The organism is Arthrobacter sp. Soil761 (assembly GCF_001428325.1).
In the GTDB taxonomy this organism is placed as follows: Bacteria; Actinomycetota; Actinomycetes; order Actinomycetales; family Micrococcaceae; genus Arthrobacter.
The window spans coordinates 85,289-103,151 of the sequence record NZ_LMSF01000033.1; the positions used below are offsets into that span (position 1 = coordinate 85,289).

Annotated in this window: 15 protein-coding genes and 1 tRNA gene; 10 read left to right on the forward strand and 6 right to left on the reverse strand. The window is 58.8% G+C overall.

From position 1 onward, the window contains the following. Nucleotides 1–223 precede the first annotated feature (223 nt). A complete protein-coding gene (locus ASG79_RS22600; protein WP_200953227.1) occupies nucleotides 224–520 on the forward strand; it encodes a hypothetical protein in 297 nt (98 codons plus the stop codon). Nucleotides 521–756: 236 nt separating this feature from the next. Here ASG79_RS22600 and ASG79_RS23685 read toward each other — a convergent pair whose 3' ends face one another. Next, nucleotides 757–909 carry a hypothetical protein gene (locus ASG79_RS23685; RefSeq protein WP_156400272.1) on the reverse strand — a complete coding sequence of 51 codons (153 nt, stop codon included), beginning with the start codon at nucleotides 907–909 and terminating at the stop codon, nucleotides 757–759. A 279-nt stretch (nucleotides 910–1,188) separates the two neighbouring features. On the opposite strand from ASG79_RS23685, the gene ASG79_RS22605 reads away from it, so the two are divergent. From ASG79_RS22605 to ASG79_RS22615, 3 genes are all read left to right on the forward strand, one after another. After that, nucleotides 1,189–2,199: an ATP-dependent DNA ligase gene (locus tag ASG79_RS22605; RefSeq protein ID WP_056394405.1), complete on the forward strand. Its 1,011-nt coding sequence runs from the start codon at nucleotides 1,189–1,191 to the stop codon at nucleotides 2,197–2,199. Nucleotides 2,200–2,409: 210 nt separating this feature from the next. Then, nucleotides 2,410–2,742 (forward strand): hypothetical protein, encoded by a 333-nt coding sequence (locus ASG79_RS22610; protein ID WP_056394406.1) that lies wholly within the window; start codon nucleotides 2,410–2,412, stop codon nucleotides 2,740–2,742. Continuing rightward, nucleotides 2,723–3,037: a hypothetical protein gene (locus tag ASG79_RS22615; protein WP_235509917.1), complete on the forward strand. Its 315-nt coding sequence runs from the start codon at nucleotides 2,723–2,725 to the stop codon at nucleotides 3,035–3,037. Before ASG79_RS22610 ends, ASG79_RS22615 begins: the two co-directional genes overlap by 20 nt. 95 nt (nucleotides 3,038–3,132) lie before the next feature. Here ASG79_RS22615 and ASG79_RS22620 read toward each other — a convergent pair. The 3 genes from ASG79_RS22620 to ASG79_RS22630 all read right to left on the reverse strand — a co-directional run bounded on the left by ASG79_RS22620 (nucleotide 3,133) and on the right by ASG79_RS22630 (nucleotide 9,441). After that, nucleotides 3,133–3,215 (reverse strand) — tRNA-Leu (locus ASG79_RS22620). A 119-nt stretch (nucleotides 3,216–3,334) separates the two neighbouring features. Then, nucleotides 3,335–6,136: a class I SAM-dependent DNA methyltransferase gene (locus tag ASG79_RS22625; RefSeq protein WP_056394410.1), complete on the reverse strand. Its 2,802-nt coding sequence runs from the start codon at nucleotides 6,134–6,136 to the stop codon at nucleotides 3,335–3,337. Further along, nucleotides 6,136–9,441: a helicase-related protein gene (locus tag ASG79_RS22630; protein ID WP_056394413.1), complete on the reverse strand. Its 3,306-nt coding sequence runs from the start codon at nucleotides 9,439–9,441 to the stop codon at nucleotides 6,136–6,138. Before ASG79_RS22630 ends, ASG79_RS22625 begins: the two co-directional genes overlap by 1 nt. A gap of 1,308 nt (nucleotides 9,442–10,749) precedes the next feature. On the opposite strand from ASG79_RS22630, the gene ASG79_RS22635 reads away from it, so the two are divergent. Both ASG79_RS22635 and ASG79_RS22640 read left to right on the forward strand, forming a co-directional pair. Beyond that, entirely contained in the window at nucleotides 10,750–11,700 is a 951-nt protein-coding gene (locus ASG79_RS22635; RefSeq protein ID WP_235509918.1) for a GIY-YIG nuclease family protein, read from the forward strand. A 170-nt stretch (nucleotides 11,701–11,870) separates the two neighbouring features. Beyond that, nucleotides 11,871–12,512, forward strand: coding sequence for a DUF6308 family protein (locus tag ASG79_RS22640; protein WP_156400273.1), 642 nt, complete (start codon nucleotides 11,871–11,873; stop codon nucleotides 12,510–12,512). Between the two features lie 52 nt (nucleotides 12,513–12,564). On the opposite strand, the gene ASG79_RS24535 is transcribed toward ASG79_RS22640, so the two are convergent. Then, nucleotides 12,565–13,161, reverse strand: coding sequence for a GIY-YIG nuclease family protein (locus ASG79_RS24535; RefSeq protein WP_414730920.1), 597 nt, complete (start codon nucleotides 13,159–13,161; stop codon nucleotides 12,565–12,567). A 47-nt stretch (nucleotides 13,162–13,208) separates the two neighbouring features. Here ASG79_RS24535 and ASG79_RS22650 point away from each other — a divergent pair, with 47 nt between their 5' ends. The 4 genes from ASG79_RS22650 (at nucleotide 13,209) to tcmP (ending at nucleotide 17,069) form a co-directional block, all read left to right on the forward strand. Then, nucleotides 13,209–13,727 carry a hypothetical protein gene (locus ASG79_RS22650; protein ID WP_056394422.1) on the forward strand — a complete coding sequence of 173 codons (519 nt, stop codon included), beginning with the start codon at nucleotides 13,209–13,211 and terminating at the stop codon, nucleotides 13,725–13,727. 636 nt (nucleotides 13,728–14,363) lie between these two features. Then, nucleotides 14,364–14,639 carry a hypothetical protein gene (locus ASG79_RS22655; protein WP_156400274.1) on the forward strand — a complete coding sequence of 92 codons (276 nt, stop codon included), beginning with the start codon at nucleotides 14,364–14,366 and terminating at the stop codon, nucleotides 14,637–14,639. Between the two features lie 216 nt (nucleotides 14,640–14,855). Continuing rightward, a complete protein-coding gene (locus ASG79_RS22660) occupies nucleotides 14,856–15,674 on the forward strand; it encodes a hypothetical protein (protein WP_156400275.1) in 819 nt (272 codons plus the stop codon). Nucleotides 15,675–15,869: 195 nt separating this feature from the next. Then, nucleotides 15,870–17,069 (forward strand): three-Cys-motif partner protein TcmP, encoded by a 1,200-nt coding sequence (gene tcmP / locus ASG79_RS22665; RefSeq protein ID WP_082581909.1) that lies wholly within the window; start codon nucleotides 15,870–15,872, stop codon nucleotides 17,067–17,069. Here the strand turns inward: tcmP and ASG79_RS22670 are convergent. Next, the gene (locus ASG79_RS22670) at nucleotides 17,056–17,802 is read right to left on the reverse strand and encodes a DUF5131 family protein (protein WP_056394435.1); all 747 of its coding nucleotides are present in this window, start codon (nucleotides 17,800–17,802) and stop codon (nucleotides 17,056–17,058) included. The two genes, tcmP and ASG79_RS22670, sit on opposite strands and share 14 nt — an antisense overlap. Nucleotides 17,803–17,863 lie beyond the last annotated feature (61 nt).

The window sequence follows — 17,863 nt, forward strand, 5'->3', positions numbered from 1 at the left end:
TAAACAACCAGGTGATGACGGGCAGGAGCTCTGCGACGGACCGGCAGCGCCCAACAGCCGGCCGCGCCAGCGGACGCCCATCAACTGGTTGCAGCGCAGCGGAACCAGGGTGAGCCCTGCGAGCATGCCCTTCCCCTCGGACTGGGTTGGTACGGTGGAATTGTCCCGCCTGGGTTCCCCCAATCCCAGGCGGGCCATTCTTTGTCAGAAGGAGAGATGCACAGTGGGACTGCGAAGCTTCTTCACCCGGCGCCGAACACCAGCTGCAGGAGAGTCCTCCGCCGTCGTGGTGGCCACAGAACGCGAGCCGCTGACGCCCGCGCAGCTGGCAGACCTGGAAGTGGCGTGGGCCGAACTGCGTCAGGCGGTCCAAGAGTCAGGGGTGACCTCGTTTCATGCCTGCACACGGGACGGGAGCCGCTGGCAGGACAATCCGGAGTCCGTGCGCTCCATGGCGGACACGATCAGGCGCACCCAGAAGTACACTGCCGAGGATCCCCAGGACGGTCCGGCGCGGTAAGGACGGGCCTGCCGGGTGGCAGACCCGCACTGGCCCAGTTAGCTTCCTTCGTCGTTGCCGACCTTGGAGTTGGCGCGGTACGCCATGATCGAAGCGCCAAGCGCTGTCAGCGAGAGCACGAAGTTCACGATGGTCAGTGGTTCCATGAGGGTTTCCTTATCGTTGAGGTGGCCATATCCTGAGGAAGGAGCCCGGTGGCCGCAACCTTGCGGTCACGACCACCGGATTTTCAGTAGCTACACCTTCCTTGCTTTACGCTTACGCTTCCGAGTTCCAGCTCGGGAGCGTTTGCTCTTTAAGCGCGCGTTCCGCATGGAGAGTAGAGCGATGACAGCTGTCAGCAGGCTCACGACCGAAGTCGCGAGCTTGATCGCTTCGTCGATGCTCATGTAGCCACCTCCTTCCTGCCCCGCCGTGCGAGGCCCCACTGGTCCAGCCGGTCGAGGGTGGGCCGTCAAACCCCGTAGAGCGGACGCGCTGGGACAGGAAATAAGGGAGCGCAGCGACCGCCTGGCCCTGCGCATCCGCGTGGGTTGACGGGTCGGGCCCCCGGACGGCTACGATCAGTGGCCTTGTACGGAGAACAACCCAGCCACATGTAGGGCAAAGAAAGGCTTTACGGCCCGCAGCGAAGTGGAGGACGATCCTTGCAACCAGAGGAGAGCTCCGTGGCTGAGTCCATCCCGCCGGCACTGCAACCGCCGATTGCTGTTGCCCTGGCGAAACTCGTCAAAACGTTCCCAGGACCCAAGGCGTTGCCAGGCGGGATATACGCAGAACCCAAGTGGGACGGATTTCGCGCGACAGCCTTTATTGAACCCGACAGGGTGACGCTCTGGTCTCGTCAGGGTAAAGAGCTCACTGTCCTGCCCGATCTGGCCGAAGCCCTCGCGGCTCAGGTGCCTCCCGGTGTGGTCCTCGATGGCGAGGCGGTGATTTGGAACGGGGACAGGCTGGACTTCGACGCGTTGCAGCGGCGCATGGTCACTTCCAGGGCGGCTCTGCCGGCGCTGGTGAGGAAGTTGCCGGCCGCGTTCGCGGCCTTCGATGTTCTGGCCGTCGCCGGGCAGGACGTCCGGGATGTCCCGTTCACCGGCCGCCGGCAGCTGCTTGAGGAACTCGCCCGGGACTGGGCCGCGCCGCTGAACCTCTCCCCCGCCACCACGGACCTGGAACTGGCCAAGACGTGGCTGAAAGACTTGCCCGCCACAGGGATTGAAGGGTTGGTCTTCAAGGGAGGATCGCAGCCCTATGACGGCACTCGTTCCTGGCTGAAGTTGAAGCACAAAAATGTCCTGGACGTTGTCTGTGCTGCCGTCATAGGTTCCCTGACCCAGCCCCAGGCCATCGTCGCCGGCTTGCCGGTGGACGGGCAGCTGCGGATCGTTGGCCGATCCACGGTCCTCTCAACCCGGACAGGGCGTGAGCTGGGCCGCCAGCTCACGCCGGCGCAGCCCGGGCATCCCTGGCCCGAAGAGATCAGCGAAACCTCGCTGAACAGATTCAGCAAAGACAAAGGCCCCGTGCACCTGACGCTGATCGAACCGCTCGTGGTGGAAGTCGCGGCCGACGTCGCCTGGTCCGGCACCTCCTTCCGCCACCCACTGACCTACCAACGGGCCAGACCCGAACTGGATCCCGCCGACGTCGAACTCCCCCCGCACATCAAAGCCCGGTGACCCCGGACGTCGCCTTGGACGGGTTGTGCCCACTGGGGGCAGGTGTAGCCCTTCGCACAGCTCAAAGCTGTCCCCATTGGCGTGCAACCCGTTCTTTGTCGTACCCCCCCGCCAAACTGAATATTGCGTGGATCATGCAGCATGTGCCATACCGCATGGTCGCGCTTTTTAGTGGCGTGGCTATTCGTATATATGTTCTAAGGTTGTGCTATAGGACCAGAACAAGCCTCCGAACTGCAAAGGCAGTACGCGCGGCGTGCCGGTCCGATCGGGCTGACGGTGGAAGAGCTCGATTTTGAGCACTTCCCGGCCAAGAACGGCTTCCCCGGGATCCCGGTGAAAGCGTGGATCCGGTTCCCGAACTGCGCGGAACTGGTCAACGGGGAAGTGTTCGCCTGGACCGCGAAAGCGGCCGAAGTGACGTGGAAAGACGGGCCGGTGACCTACCGGACCTGGGTGTGGAGCTCGGCGGTAACCCGCCGGGAAGATTTGAACAAAGCGAACTTGGGAGAACGAACCAACCGTGACAGCAACAATAAGTGAAACAACCCTCGACGCACCGGTGGATGTCCGGTTTACCGCCGCCGGCACTCCCCTGGCCGTCCGCTACGACGGGCGCGTGTGGGCCGTGGCAGCCGAACCCCTGCACTGGTTCAGTAGGGATTCCTGGTGGGAGACCCGCCGCACCGCCGCCAAGGGCAGCGGTGACCTGGTCAGCATCGAGCACTGGCGGGTGCAGGTCCGACTCGGCGCCTCGACCTCGGCGCTGCGTACCTTCGAGCTGCGCCGCGCCCCGCTGTCGGACCAATGGCTGCTGGAGACCGTCACTGACAACTGAGGCATGCTCTACGGCAATGCTCCTCAAAGCGGACCATGACCTGGTCGTAACAGAAATGACCCCCGGAAACCCATGGGTTTCCGGGGGTCTTTCGGTGCGCGAAGGGGGACTTGAACCCCCACCCCCTTTCGAGGACTAGCACCTCAAGCTAGCGCGTCTGCCATTCCGCCACCCGCGCGTGATGGTGATGCGGAGATGAAGGCCCATTGGCTTTACATTCCTCCGCAGCAGCGAGAAGAACATTAGCACAGCGTTCCTCAAACCAAACCCAATGATCCAGCAGTCCGTGGCAACGCCTTAACGGTGCCGCGAATATTTGACGTATCGCTCGAGCAATAGTCTCTCTCGATCCAACTGGACGGCGTCCTTCGGGATGTCGAAGAAAGCATTCACTTGCTCGTCGAGTGCGAAATGGGCGTTCAGCAAATCCTGTGGCATTGCTTCAGGCTCATAGAGATTTTCCAGCGAGACACCGGGATGGTTGGCACGCGCGGCGAGAACCGCTGCCCCGGCATCAACAATTGCCTTTCGCGAGTCAGCATCTGCCATGCCAAGTGGGAAGTTGTTCCAAACGATTGTGTTCGAAAATCGGAAGTCTGACTTGATACGGCCACCGACCAGGCGTTGCCAATCGATAAAAAGCGATGACGAAATCAAGGCAAACAGGAACCCGTCAGCGTCAGATGCGGTGAAGTTGGCGTCGCTGGAGATGACTGACGGTTCGAACCTCTGGGCCGTGCAGTAGTCCCGGTCGGCTGAGAAGTGACGCGGTATGCACAAGTAGGAAACTTCCGGTTGGCGAATCTCAGTGAACAGGTGAGGGATGGCTGCCTGATCGCGAGTAGCTGCTTTTGTACTGGCTTGGCGCATTCGTTTGACGTTGGCTACCCGTTCCCGCAGGACCGGCGAGGCTTCAATTTCGGTTCTTGGTGCTCCTACAAGCCACAGACACCACCGATCTGCGCCGCTGATTAGCTCGTCAGCGCCAACAAACGACCGCACATATTTTGCTGCAAGGGGGTCGGCCATAACGCTGGCGTAAGCGGGCTTTTTCACTACCAGACTCCCTCCGTCCGCTGGTTTGGACCCATAATTCACCTCAGGCAGGGATGCCGTCAGCGGCTTGGAACGTTTCCTGACTAAGACGTTGGGTCCATCAACCAGGTAGGCGTTTATGAACGGGACTTCCCTGTGTTGGATGGGTCCTTTCCCTTCGTTGTAGTCCCATAGCTGAGGTTCAGGGCCTTCTTTATCGAATCCAACGATGACGCAGTGGACTGCAGCCTTGCCGGAGGCTTCCGATTCCCAAGGAAACGTTCGGTGAGCGAAGCGAACTCTCCAGCCAGCTTTGAAGATGGGTTCGAAGAGGGCTGGTACAGGCTGTCCCTGGGCAATTGAGTTTGTCGTGACGTACGCGAACCGCGCTCCTTGGGCTGGAGCGAGGAAGCTGAGCGCTTTGGCGTGCCATCCAGTGACGTAATCGAGGTAGCCGTCATATTGCGCTCCCCACGCCAGCTGGAGGTCTGCAGTTTGCTCAGCTGTTCGGAGTGATTGACCGGCGTATGGAGGGTTACCCGCGACGATAGTGTCGTCGTCCGGTTGGAAGAGGTCCGTCCAGTCAAAGCGGAGGCTGTTGCCCCTGCCCAGGTTGTCTTCAGTTGCAGTTACGATGGTGGCTTGACGCTGGATTGGGAGCCTCTCGGGTGCGTATCCCAGCCGGGTGATCATCTGGAGATCGCACTGTCGGTCCATGAGGAACATCGCCGTTTCAGCTATCTTCGCGGGCCACTCATCGATTTCAATACCGAAAAAGTTGTCGAGAACAACCTTAGGGTCGAGGAAAGACTTCTTGCCTCGCCCTTGACGGTCGTCGACCGTTCCCACAGGCATCTCCAGCTGGCCGGCATCAACGTTGCCACGTTGCGCTTCCTTGAGCTTCAATCTCTCCAGGATCGAAATTTCCAGCAGACGCAGTTCACGGTAGGCGATGATGATGAAGTTTCCGCACCCGCACGCTGGGTCCAAGAAGCGAATGCGCCCAAGCCTCTCGCGAAGCCTGGTCAGCATTGCAGTCTCTTCCCGGTGATCAACGGCTTTCGCGAATTCCGCGCGAAGTTCATCTAGGAACAGAGGATCGAGGGTTCGAAGGATGTCCTTCTCCGACGTGTAGTGTTCCCCGAACTCGCGCCGCGTTTTGGCGTCGCGGACAGACTGGAACATGGAACCAAAGATGGCCGGTGAGATGTCCGCCCAGTTTGATGAACTAGCCTCCAGGATGGCTGTCCGGAGTGACTGTGCAACGGGCGGTAGTGTGATCCGCTCGCGGAAAAGGCCGCCGTTCACATATCTAAATCCATTGAAGTGCGCCGGCGTAGTTCCCCTGTCCGCGGGAGTTGTATCCAAATATTCGAACAGATCGTTGAGGCGGTCGGCTAGGTCGCTGCCGTCTGGGCGCGTGTGGTTGATGATGAAATTCTGGAACAAGTCCTTGTCCCACATGTCCGTGTCGTCTCCGAACATGAGGAAGAGAATCCTGGCCAAGGTTACCGAGATTTTGTGCTCGGGGGCCCCCGCCACTTTCAGTGCATCGAACATCGAAGCCATGAGCTTGGATGCACGCTTGGTTTCCTTCTCCGTCTCGACATCGAAGGCTCTTTTTACGCGTTCAATCACATCGGTGGCGCTTAGGCTTTCGGTCACTCCCAGAGTGATGGCCTCAAGCCGTTTCAGGAGCTTCGGGTTCTCCTTGCCAGCCGTATGCAGGTGCGACGTAAGTCTCGTGTTGATGCTGCCGGCTTTGACGGTTCGGACTGGCCAGCGCCAGACCTGTTTTGTGTCATTGTGAAAAATGACCAGGCGGTCCGTGGACTTCTTGGCGATGGCACGGTCAATGGCCGCTTGGTCCGATGAACTGGGAAACTCGGGGCATACCCACACTCGGAGCCCCTTATAGCTGGACACGTTAGAGACGCTGTAACTGTCAGCACCGTCTAGTTGGACCTTGAGGGTTGGCTGGTCCGGTCTGGACCATCTCAGGTGTTCCAGGAAGAGCGTTTGATAGTCATGCTTGTCAACGAGGTCAGTCAGCGTGTTCGGCATTAGTCCCGGACTCCTAGCGAGCAGACAACCCGCAACGGGTCTTTGTCCACGGATTTGATTACAAGTTTTTCGTCTTCATGAAGCTGGTTAAGGATGGCGACGAGATCATCATCGGAGACGCGATTCCTCAGAGCGCCGCGGAGTTTCATTTCGGCTGCTTTCTGCAGCGGTCGCTCATGCAATGCGTTCAGGGCGTCCTCTCCACCTCGCATGAAGAGTGTGCCGGTAAATCGTTCCCAGATCCGTTTCCGGACGCCTTTTAGGTTGCCTGTGGCCACACCTTCGCTGGAGAGCGGACCATGAACCAAGTGCTGCAGCCGCTCGAAGTGATCATCTCGGAGCTCTGCGGTGGGGGTTTCCGGTTCAGCATAGAAGAGCTTGAAAGCCTCGTAAGGCGTGATCAGTCTTTCGCGCTCCCTCATGCCGTCCTCGCCGCCCTTGGAGACGGCGAATGCATCCACACCTGACGTTGTGTTGACATAGCAAACGACGCAGCTGTTGGACTCGTGAATGTATTGGTTACGGGTTGACTGCACCATGTCCGGCATTGCCAATACTCGATGCGCAATGTCGGAATGCTTCTCAAGAGCGTTGCTCCAGACCAGCCACGCTTCACTGACCGCGTCAGCCTCCTCATCGCCAACTCCATCGTCTTCAAGCGTTCCATCGTAGAAGTTGTCGAGGATTCGTATTTCGCTATCGCTTCCAAAGAACTGCTCATCGGAGCCAAAGGCCTGTGCCGATGACTCAAGACGTTGCTTGATGCGCTGACGGAGGCTGATCTGTTCTTCAACTCTTTCGTGTGAGATCAAGTAGACGTAGACGCTCAGAGATTTCTGACCAATTCGGTCGACACGACCGGCGCGCTGGATGAGCCGGATGATCGCCCAGGGTAGGTCGTAGTTCACCACAATGTGCGCATCCTGAAGGTTCTGGCCCTCCGACAACACATCCGTCGCGATCAAAACATTTATAGGATCCTCAACTTCTTGGTCACTTGGCTCGGCGCCCGGAAGCGTGTTGGATGCCGGGGAAAATCTACGAGCGGCGTCGGCGGGTCGACTGGCCTTGTCTCCTGTGGCTAGGCCAACGTTCTGAATGCCTGCTTCTTGTAAAGCGCGCGCAACATATTCAGCAGTGTCCTTGTACTCAGTAAAAACAAGGACTTTCTCGCCGGGATGCTCCTTGGTGAGGAGGTCGACCAACGCATTGATTTTGGAGTCCTTGGACGAGTCCCAGGCACCATATCTCTCCAGAAGCCAGGTCAGTGTGTCGTTGTCGCGCTTGAGGTCGGCTGCCAAAGCATCGGTGAAGATGCTCGAGTTGAGCCACTTTGTGGATTCCGACAAGTGTTTTTGGAGGTGTTCATATCGTGAGGACGGTGAGCCATGGGTGCCGTCGGCGTCCTCGATGTCCTCGTCACTAACTCCAAATTGCTTATCGCTGAAGTTGCCAAGAGGCACTCGGAGCCGGTTTTCGATGGCGTACAGAAACAGCTCGTTCCTAGAACGCTGCCGCTGCAGGGACTGGATGAAGGAGTGCCCGGAAGACGAAAGTCGCTTGAATAGACCTGTCCTTACAAAGCCTGCTACGTTGCCTCTGCCGGTTTTGATGTCCTCAAGGATCTTCTTGTCCTCGTCCGTGTGCCGGCGTTTGGGTGAATCGTAGGAGGCCAAGACGTACCGGGGAAGCAACAGCGACTTGATGGCATCGAGAGTTTCATCGTCTTCCATCAGACGCGCAGGGTCGTCATCATCGAAATCATGACTGACGGGTTTCGATATTCGCGTTGGAAAGAAGAACGGCTTGCCGTCCGAAAACTGCAGGTATTCGAGCTCTACAGTCTGCCCATCAGCTAGCTCGACCTGCTTCTTCTTGGCGGTTCTCTTAATGAAGGACCGGGTACGGCGGACTAGATGATCGCTCATCAACCGCTTCCAGTCCTCCGCCTCCTCCGACAGACGGAAAGCTGCCAGAGTGTTGATTTTTCCATCAACCTTTTCGGCGAGGGCGGGGTCTACTGCCAATGCTGCCATCGGTTCAATACCTAGATCGTCATCTTCATCCAGGTAGAGGCCGATTTGGTTGGCTACGTCTTCAAACGCAAGGTTGTACGGGGTAGCCGTCAGCAGCAGTACTTTAGAATCGTTGCCACGGACGTACTGCTGTATAGCCTCGTAATCCTTTCTCGTGTTTGTGCGCAAGTTGTGGGACTCGTCACAGATTACGAGCTGGAATCGCTTTAGTTCCGGAAGTACCTTCGCTGCCATGGAGTACGGGACTACTCGGCCGTTGATGTCATAGGCATCAAGATGTTTCTGCCACATCTCCTCCAGGTTTTTCGGGCACAAAACCAGGGTGGAGTAGTCTTCCCCCGCTTGAAGAAGCATGGCGGTGGCTACCGCTGTCAGCGTTTTGCCTAGGCCAACCACGTCCCCCAACATCGTGCCTCCGCGACGAATTATCCGGCGGGCGAGGATTCGGACGGCACTCTCCTGATATTCGAGCAGCAGATTCTGCATGGACGGCGGCAGCACGTAGCCGTAGCCATCACGAACGTCCTGGGACATGGAATGGCAGACCTTCAGGAAGACCTCAAACGGTGTCGGCTGTTTTTCTGCCGCCCAGGATTCCTCGATTAGCTCGATGATTTGTTCAGTGATCGGCAGGGAGAATGGATCATCCCAGTGGGTGGTGAACCACTCATCCAGCTTTTGGGCAGCGTCTTGGTCTAAGACATCGACATTGAGTTCAAGGTTCCTGTAGAGACCAGATGCAGTGAGGTTCGATGATCCCAGGTACCCCATGATGGGCAGTGCGTAGTGCCCAGGATTGTGAAGGATGTACGCTTTGCCGTGCAGCGGCCGCCTGGTAAATACCTTGATTTCGACCAAGCCCGCACGGAGCTGTCTTTTCAACGCACGCAATGATGACTGGCCCTCTTTTGTCGACAGACCCCGCATGAGTTGTTCCCGCAAATGGTTAACAAGCTGAGCTTGCCGATGACGGGCTGACTCGAAGTCCGCGATATTTGCGTGAGGGTCTGGTACCCGAACCTGATCCTGAAGGTCCTGCAACATAGCTTCCGCTGCTGAAGGTGCGACCATTCCTACAAGGATCCGAGCTGCGGGGTCCCCGGCATCTCGCTCTGGCAGTTGCTTGGCATCAACGAGATCAGAGAACGTTCCCCATCCGCGCAGGTCGAAATAACCGGTGGCAACATCTATTCGATTGTGCTCTGGAAAGGTCTTAAGGAGGCTGCCTCCAAGAGTGTTGGTCTCAGAGTTGTCGAAGATTGTCGGCATTGTCCCCCACTAGCGTCTTCCCGCTCCTTGTCTCGTACCGGCGCGATTATGACTGCAATCTTATGGCTTGAGCCACGCGTGTCTCGGCATGCCCGCGTCCTGCGATGTCCTCTAGCGGGGCGGCCACAGTCACGCTACTGCGTTGACCGCAACCCCCGGGATTAAAAACAAGCAAGAATACGGAAGCCTTGGGCCCTTACTCCGACTTTTAATGGGGAGTGCTCACGGAAAGCCTCGGGCGCTGAGGTGGGTTCTTGGTGCCGAGTGGGACTTTCTCCGAGCAGCCTTTGGACGGGACCACCCAGCGGTCAGGCGTCCGCTCACAGGTCCCCACCTTTCCAAACGCGGAGCCTGAGTCATGGTGCCAGCGCTTGACGTACTTGCTTGCTAAGCGCATAGGCACGTTCTCCATGGCCGGTAGACACGACCACCACAAGCTTCATGGGATCGATACCAGCCTCCCTCAGAGAACGCTGGATCTCCGAGACAGGAATGAACTGGTGTGCAGACGCACCGGGTTCAAGTGTGGCGGGCAGCGTCGTTGCTCCAGCGAGGGGTCTCGGCGTGTGAAGACTGACCCCCTTTGGGATCCTGAGATGGAGGGAAGTGAGGACGGTCTTTCCAGTGCGACCGACGTTGGTCGCTGTGAGACTGACGTGCGACTGGCCACTTGCTCCGCCGACGAAGACACCAATATTGCTGGTGACGGTTATTCGGGCGTCATCCCGGAACCTCAATACGAGAGTAAGGGCAACTGAAGCAAGTGAAATGAAGATGGCGATAACGGGCAGAAGGCTTTGCCACCAGTGTTGGCCAACAAGCTCGACAAGAATAGGGTCCATGGGCACCGCGCAAGAATACTAGCTAGGAGCGAGTGCGTTAGCCTTCGTGCGTTTCACGGCGTAGACACAGCTTCGGCTGGCTCCTCCTCCCGGCATCCCCTTCTGGCGACCTGGCAAGGCTTGCGGAGACATGCGCTGCCCCGCGGGTAGAGGAACGACGCCGAAGTCATCACCGAGTATCGACGGATGGACTCACGAAGGAGAAGGCATTACTGACCGTAGTCAGCGTCGGGCTCAGCGTCATCCACAATCTCGCCAGAAGCAATGCGCTCCTCGGCGCGTCGGTATGCTCCCGTGATGTAGTCCTCCAGGTCATTGATCCTAAGGCGCCACATGCCCCGGTTATCTTGCCAGGTTTAGCGCTGGCGATGTACCTGAAGGGCATTCTGACGTCTCCTGTCCCTAGACATACGAGACGTCCCACCAACTGATTAGAACCCATGAGCCCGTGGCATAAGGTGTTCCAGTGTCTGATCTGCAATCCTCTACCCTTTACGTGCCTGCGGAGACAACGGTCTCTGAAGAGCCGGCTTCCCGCGTGTCCCTTACCCTGGGTCATGTGCTTAGTGGCATAGGTGCGGATTATGACCCAGCGGTCGGGCTGGAGGACATACACATCATCCGCCACACCTTTAAGCCGAGTGATCCGGGTGCACTGCGTGGACCGGAGGATCTGACCCAGGAGCGCGTCCTCGCCTACACCCGAGAGCAAGACATTCCACCCCGCTTCCCCGCAAATCCTCCCCGATACTGGGTGATCCTCATTGCCGACGGTGGACGCCGCTCCCGTCTCTGGGGTACCTACGAGAACCACGGCGAGGTGGCAACAGCGTCCACCAAGAACTACAGATGCTTCGATCTGCGCGCGACAGAATTCCTTGCACCCCTCAATGACCGGCTCGTGGTCGAATGGGACAACCCCCGCAGCTGGCACCGAAACGCAGGCTCAGCCACAGGCGCGCGCATGCCTGTCCTGGAGATCGCCGACCGCGACAAGGTCCACTTCCCAGGCTTCGACGGCGTGCTACTCACGTACCACCAACTGCGCGACATGGTGGACGATCCCCGCTACGCTGACTGGCGTATCGCCCTGTCAGAGGTCCAAGGAATCTACCTCATCACAGACTCCACAAACGGCAAACAGTACGTTGGCAAAGCCGATGGTGCCGAACGAATTCTCGGCCGGTGGACAGCGTACGCACGGGACGGCCACGGCGGTAACGTAGCCCTCCGTGAGCTTGCCCACCAGAGCGCAGCTGGGGAAATGACAAGAATGAAGACGGACCATGCCCGGCACTTCGTTTTCAGCCTCCTGCGCGTGTTCGGACCCAGCACACCCTCCTCAGAGGTCAACTCAGCCGAGTCCCACTACAAGGCGGCACTGATGACACGCCAATTCGGCCTCAACAGGAACTGATCAAGCCGCCGAATCGGCTCCACGTTGTTGCCAACGTACGCTGTTATTTCCGGTTCGCGGTTCAGGACTGCACCCTGGCACTTTCCCTCCGATCTGTGGGCTGGGCAACGATTAGGGCGCGGCACGCGACGCCTGCACCTGCACCTGCCGTGCTCCCTTAGGCTGTGGACATGACGGAATTGTGCGTGGGCGGGGCATCAGTAGATTTCGACGAGGCAAAAATTTGGGCGTATGACTATCTGGCGAACGACCGGATATTGTCGGCTTATCCAGCGTATGACGGCTACCCTGGATCACCCACGACCTTTATCGGGCCGCAGGATCTGCTCGCGCCGGCCCTGCTCAACGTCAGTCAGAACCCGATACCGGCGTACTACGGGCTCGAAGCGCTGATGGGGCCCCTCAATGAGCGACTGGACGCCCTTCCCCTACAGACCGAGCTTGCCACCGCAGGTTCGAAAACCATCGACCATCTCGTTGAACTGTTTGGCGTTTTGGAAGAGCGGCCGACAAAATACGTGAAGCTGGTTACCCTATCCAAGGTCCTGCATCGCAAACGGCCCAAGCTCATCCCGCTTTTCGATGCACACATCTATTGGTGTTACACGCTGCGACCAGACGCCCCTGTACCGGAACAACCCGGACGAAGCTATGCAGGGTACCGGTCCGCCTGGCTTAGGGCAGTGCAAAAGGACCTTCACAGTCAGCTGGACCAGTGGAAAGAGATCGCAGCGATCGCGCCCGGACCACAAATCACGCCGTTGCGGGCATTGGACATCATCGGCTGGGAACTCGGCAAACGCAGAAGGTGACTTCTTGAAAGAGGGTGGCTGGCGCCGCCGTCAGCAGCGTACGGTCACAGAACTATGTCCATGACCGTGCCTCTGCCGCCATGACCGCGCGCGCGGAGCGCAGCTGCTGCAAAGGGGCCGGCACATGGGTGAGATTGAGCGGAGGTCCCCACTGACGGAGAATTCGCTTCTCGACTTCCGTGAGTATGAGGTCCACCCCTGCCGGCTTCCGCCACACAGCGATTGTCAGATGCTTGTGCATCCAGTCGGTCAGCCGTTCGTCTGCGTCCTTCTCAAGGGCGTAGTTGGAAAAGTGGCCGGGCTTCGATTTATTGCGAGGTACTCCACGGAGTTCGAGTGGCTCCCGGAGGAGGGCTGCAAACGATCGACGGACTGTGGACGAACCGGTCGTGGATCTGTCTCCCCGCTCAATGGCAAAGTGGGTTTTCAAATCCCTCGTTACGAGATCGTCTTCAGACTTCCCCACATACAGTGGTCTCTTGGGGTCATGGCCCTCCAGCCCAAGCGTCCGCCAAGTGTGAGGTTCCGCATGGACCGCATACAGGCCGGGTGCATTGGGTATGTGATCCGTGGCGTCAGAAATCTTATGGCCGGGACCGGCAAGAGCGCTCATGGCTTCGACCGCTGGGTCCATCTCGCTTGGGTGCATGCCAGCACTGTATCGAACGCGTTGGAGCCACGTGAAAAAGGAACCTGATGCTCACTAGTGCTCTCCAGTGGAAACAAGAACTCCTTAGATCCGCCGCGAGATTAGAGAAGAAGACAACCCAAAAGCGTTGGACTGATCAGACGGCTTTCATTGTTGAGCGAGATGTCATGGTTGGCGCCTACGCGATTCGGAAACTGCTGGAAACTCCTGGCAGGGTCTCTGATCACGCTAGAACTCTCCACGTGCCTGTGCTTAGTCACTCGCTGGACACCACGACGCGCGTGACCTGGTGGACGGCTCTTCATTGGTGGGAGCTCTACGACATGGAGACGTACAGCACACAGCGCATCCCTCTCCGCCATTTCTGCAACTCCCTAATTCACAGCTTCGTCTTCGCGTTCCACCCGACGCCGGATAACGACGGTCTGGCAGGCATGTTCGTCAACTCCGAATACGAAAGTAAGAAGGCTTTGTTCTTCATCGCCACCGAGACGTTCGTGGAACTGTTTCGCACCATCGGAAACGACGACGTGCATGCTCTCGGCTACACCCTCCCACCTAAATAGGGCACCAGCTTTCTTGCACTTCGCCAGCCCTGCTACTTAGTTCGGCGACGCTCCAGGGAGTAATTTCGAGAGTGTTCCAGTTCCGTGAAACCGGGACTCCTGCCACAGGAAAGCATCTGTGATTCGCCGAGTCTGCTGCGCAACAGCATCGGCGGACGGCATCTGCTCAGCTTGCAGCACAACTGTCTGCCGCCGGGCTACGGTATTTCTGAACAACGAACCCGGAAGGCCCGTTATGCACGCAGATGCCGAGCACCAGCTACCCACTCAACTTGACGGCCAGACATCCATCAATGACTATCTGACCCCAATCCCGGCGATAATTCCGGTCGAACTTAGAGAACCAACTGACGTTGAGCTGGCCACCTTCTTGACAGTGGAGACCCCATAGCTCCGGACGTTCGCCTCTGCCATTCCCGGCCGTCGTGCCGGAACCCTCGCCATCGCTAGGATGGAGGAGCAGCACAGTCCGGGCTGCGTTCTGTGCGCACGCAAAGGTGAACGATGGACCCTCGACTCCTTATCGCAATCCACGACGTCCTCACCGATGCCGGCATCGACGTCGCGGTCCCAGGCAGCATAGCTGGTGCCAAGGCTGGACCTGCGGTCCGACAGTCGATACTCAACAGAGCAGCCATGAAGAACGCCAGCACCGGTACACCAATCCCTTTGCTCAGAGGTGTCACGGCAAAGCGCGCGACGATGGCTGCGGTTGCCGGTGGTGCGAAGGCCGCAGGCGGCGGCGGCATCATTGGTGGCATGCGGGTTCTGGGCCAGAAATCGCTGCAAGCCCAGCTCGCAATCTACGGGATCACAGCTGCTGTGCTCGTCGCACAAATCGGAATACGGTACGCCGTTCTGGTGCGTCGCGATCGGCAGGCTACACGCGAGGCCGCGGCCGACAAGGACTAGCTAGGGCCTCTGACACCTCAGACTCCATTAGTGGTGATGCGCAACCGCATCCCTCAGCGGCACCTCAATGCTCGCCCCGGTAGCATGGCGAGTAATGCCCCGCTCGCCGGGTGAAGCCTGGTTGAGAGGTCGTCGGAAGTTCACGTGGGAGGGCGGAGGATGGTGTTTAGGCCGGAAGAAGAGTACGCGAGAATCTTGCTCGAAGGCGAGCTCGGAGTGGAATTCCAACACCACGACGACGGATCAAAACCGAGAATGCCCGACCTTTTATCTTTGGACGGGAACCACGTGGCGGAAGTGATTACGACCACCCCGCCCACCGTCCGTGAGGCAGAACAAAACCTGAAACCGATGCCGGATGCGACACTGCCCCACTGCGTACGGGTGATCCTGCCGTACAAGATCGTGGGAGGCGCCACCCAAGCCGCCCGCCACAAAATCAAGGCAGATGTCCTGCGGTGGACGGCGAATCCCGAATGCAGGTATCACTGGTCATCGGGCGACGAACAGCAGTTGCTCCCGGGCGTCGAGCCCGATCCGATCCTATTCCTTCGGGATTACGACGACGGCGTCACAGTGTGGTGCGTTCAGCCCTGTCAGCATTCGAACGTAAAGCCTCATCAGATCGAGTGGTCTCTCGTACACGAACCCTCACCCGGTGATCCATGGACGTTGATTCGGCAATCGCTGCACATCGTCGACAGGAAGCAGCACGGCGGAGTGGAGGCTCTGGCCAAGAAGTTGAACGGGTACCCAAACAAGCACCTGGTGATGTACCCGTTCGGTCCGCCAGGGAATCTGACAGCAGCTTTCAGCCACTATGTGCCCCCGTCGAATTCACGCGACCTCATGCCGCCGAAATTGAATCCGCCACTGGCCGACATTCACGTTTGGCTCTTATACCGTTACGGGAACCGCGATGTCGTAGAGGGACTTCACGTCTGCAGCGGCCGCTGGGCGAAATTCGGGACGACTTTTCCAAAGCCGGATGAACCGTCTTCCCCACTCCGGCGCCTCCACTACCGGGATGCCTAGCCCCACATCATCCCGCGCGCATGGTCCTGTTCTCCTACCGAGTAGAACCGCCCGCACTACTCAAAACGAGCTAGGTCTTACGCGCCGGTACCGAGCAAGCAATAACGAGGTCCTTCGTTCGGGACAATGCCCTCTCCGCGACCGCGCGGCGATGTTCACCGGGAGGCACAACTTCACATAATCTGACCACCTCAGATGTCTGATTACCGGGGGGCAAGAGTGTCCAGCGACACCAGCAATTTTCATAAGAGCAAACAGTCTGCAGCTGTGCTAAAACATGCGGTTATCAACAGCTATGTGACGCCATTCGCGAGTAAAACCGGCAGCACATCCAAAGGCAACCGAGTGGCCTTCGTTGATGGGTACGCGGGGCCGGGGCGGTATGAGGATGGCACGGAGGGCTCTGGTGCGATGCTGCTGCGGAAGGCCAAAGAGCTGGCAACCCTGCCCCGCAAGGTGGAGTGTCACTTCGTCGAGAACGACCCCGAGACAGTAGCTCGGCTTCGCGACGTGGCGGCCGCCGAGGGTGAGGGAGTCACCTACACGATCACTGATGAGAACATTTCCGCGCACCTGCCGAAACTCCTTGACGAGGTGAAGGACATCCCTCTGTTCGTCTACCTCGACCCCTGCGGTCTGCCCATCCCACTGAACGAGGTTGCCCTTATCTTTGACCGCCCCAGCGGATACGGTACCCCGGCGACGGAGGTTCTGATAAACCTGACCGCCGGCCTGCGGCGCTTCGCTGGGATGCTCTACAGCGACAAGGCTGTCGCGAACTCACTGAAAAGACTTGACGAGGCCTTCGGTGGGGAATGGTGGCGCGATGTTTGGCGCGAGAAGTGTCCGACAAAGGAGGGCTCCGAAGATCAGAAGATGGCCGCGGAGCTGGCCGTCGTCGAGGGATACGCCGAGCGGCTGCGTCAGAGGGCAGGTGGAGCGGGCACCTGGATTATCGACGTCAAGCCGCGTGCCAACCTCAAGCCAATTTACTATCTGGTGTTCGCTTCCAGGCATGTGGACGGGTTGGTGACTTTCGGCGAGGCGACGTCCATAGGCCTAGAGCGTTGGCGGAAGCACAATGCCGAGCAGGTAGCTGAGGATACACTGTTTGGCGACGCTGCAGATTGGGAGGCTGTTTGGAAGCTCGAGGAGAATAAACTTAAGAACGAATGGGTCGATACGCTCGCCGGGCGGCTGACGTCCGAACTGGCGAAGGGGCACGCATTCCGGATCATTGACCGGGACGACGAGATCCTCGGCGACGACCTCGCCGGTGTTGTTCGCACGATGCATTTCCGTGCCGCGATCAACAAGGTTCTGGCGGCGAACAAGACGACTACCAACCCAAAAGGGGTCTCGGACCTCTACAGGCTGATTCTCATGCCCGCGTAGGTGTCGGCATTTCATCCCACAAACGTCCATCGAGCTCGCGGCCGTTGGTCTTCGGCGTACGCCCACCCCACTGCTTGAAGAAGAACGCGACCCCCTGATCGCGGCATTCGTCGCGAAGCTCGCGCACCCAGATCGGGTCGAGCGGACGGTGCTTTGGTCCGCTCTCGCCGCCAGCGATCAACCAGTGCATGCCGGTCAGATCAAGCCCTGCGAGCGAATCGATTAGCGGTTCGGCCGAGACGAAACGGGTTGCGGCAGGCACGCGGCGTAGATCATCGAGACGCCACAACTGGTCCGACGTCTCGACGCTGACGCCCAGCCAAACATTACTCGGCCATGGAAGCTCGGCCGCCATGCGCATTGCCCGGCGCGGTCTCTTTGTAAGCAACTGGTATGTGTGCCGAGGCGTCTCCTCCATCACGCGGAAGACCTCCTGAATAAATGACGAGGACACGCGGGCGTGGAACAAGTCAGACATGCTGTTGACAAAGATGAGTCGGGGAGCCGACCAGCGACGGGGAATGTCCAAGGCTGAGGGATGCTCCGTGATAGCAAAACCGGGTCCGCTGGTGCGCGGATCGCCGTCTTCCTGGTACTTCGGGTTGCCCATCGCCTTCAGCCGCTTCGCCAACGTGAGGGCGTAGCAGTTGTCGCAGCCTGGGCTGATCCGGTCGCATCCTGTAGTGGGGTTCCACGTCGCTTCTGTCCACTCGATGCCGCTACCGTCCGCCATGCCCTAAGCGTACGTTGCGCAGGAGCTACGACTGCTCAGACATGTCACTGGGCCTAGTGGC